Annotated in this window: 1 protein-coding gene; it reads left to right on the top strand. The window is 61.5% G+C overall.

Going from position 1 to position 1,438, the window contains the following annotated elements; translation table 11 throughout:
- The coding region (gene mnmE / locus GTN70_04000; protein NIO16152.1) for a tRNA uridine-5-carboxymethylaminomethyl(34) synthesis GTPase MnmE at nucleotides 1-1,365 on the top strand (1,365 nt) is incomplete at its 5' end.
- Nucleotides 1,366-1,438 lie beyond the last annotated feature (73 nt).

The raw sequence follows: 1,438 nt of genomic DNA, 5'->3' as shown, positions 1-1,438 counted from the left end.
GACGATACCATTGTTGCACCGATCACGCCACCGGGTCATTCCGGCGCGGGCCTCGTGAGAATTTCCGGCAAAATGGCGCCCTCCATCCTTGCATCCCTTTCAAGGGACGCGGGTGGGGTCAAGCCAAGGCATGCACGCCTCACGAAGATCTTCGATCCCAGAAACGGAGAGCTCATCGACCGGGGGATCGTCGTCTACTACCGGTCGCCGGAGAGCTACACCGGCGAGGACGTGGTCGAGATATCCTCACACGGCAACCCCGTCATCATGTCGGCGATATGCGAGGGGGCCGTCTTCCTGGGAGCGAGGATCGCCGAACCGGGCGAGTTCACGAAAAGAGCGTTTTTAAAGGGAAAAATTGACCTTTCCCAGGCAGAGGCGGTTCAGGAACTGATCGCGGCGCGCACGATGCTTGCTGCCCGGGCAGCCCAGAGGCGGCTGGAGGGGGGCCTCAAGGAGGCGGTTTTGCGGATACGGAGCCGGCTCCTTGCGGCCCTGGTCCAGCTCGAAGCGGCCGTCGATTTTCCCGAGGAGGAGCTGGAGATCCTCTCCGCGGGGGGGATACGGGAGCTGCTTGCCGGTGCGCTGAAAGACATAGGGGGCCTCCTCGATACCTTCAGGATCGGAAGGATGCTCGCGGAGGGTGCGAAAATAGCCATCATCGGGAAGCCGAACGTGGGGAAATCGAGCATTTTGAACTCCTTTTTGCGGGAAGAGCGGGCGATCGTATCCCCCCGGCCGGGAACGACGCGAGACTACATATCCGAGGTGATGCACGTGAGGGGAATACCCATCGAGGTTATCGACACGGCGGGGATACGGGAGGGAGCATCCGATATCGTGGAGACCGAGGGGGTGAGCCGCTCCAGAAAGATAATCGAGGGAGCCGACCTCGTCCTGTTCGTCGTCGACGGGAGCAGGGAGCTGACCGCGGAAGACGGGGTGACGGGGGCGGCCTTGGCGGGAAAGCAGTTCATCCTGGTGGTGAACAAAAAAGACCTGGGCCTTCTGGTTTCCGGTGAGAGCTTCCGGGAAGCGGCGGGCTATTTTGGCTCCGTTTCCGTATCGGCGAAGACGGGGGAGGGGATCGACCTCCTCGAGGAGCGCGTGTACCGGGCGATCCTGGGGGAGGAGGATCCGGCGTCCGCAGAGGTCCACGTGGGCAACCTGCGGCAGAAGGAGATGCTGGAGCAATCCGCCGGGTACCTCGAAGCAGCCGTCAAAGGGATCGAGCAGCAGCTTTCCCCGGAGCTCGTTTCCCTCGAGGTTAAGGATGCGGCATCCTCTCTGGGAGGGATCATCGGGGAGATAACGACAGAGGAGGTGCTGGAGGGGATCTTCTCGTCTTTCTGCATCGGAAAGTAACCGTTCCACGTGGAACATGAGCCGATATACAAGAAGAAACGGGAGGTTACGTGGTCCGGAGAGAACGGGGCCC

The organism is Deltaproteobacteria bacterium, assembly GCA_011773515.1.
Taxonomy (GTDB): Bacteria; Desulfobacterota; Deferrimicrobia; order J040; family J040; genus WVXK01.
This window is presented reverse-complemented; position numbering and strand designations above follow the sequence as displayed.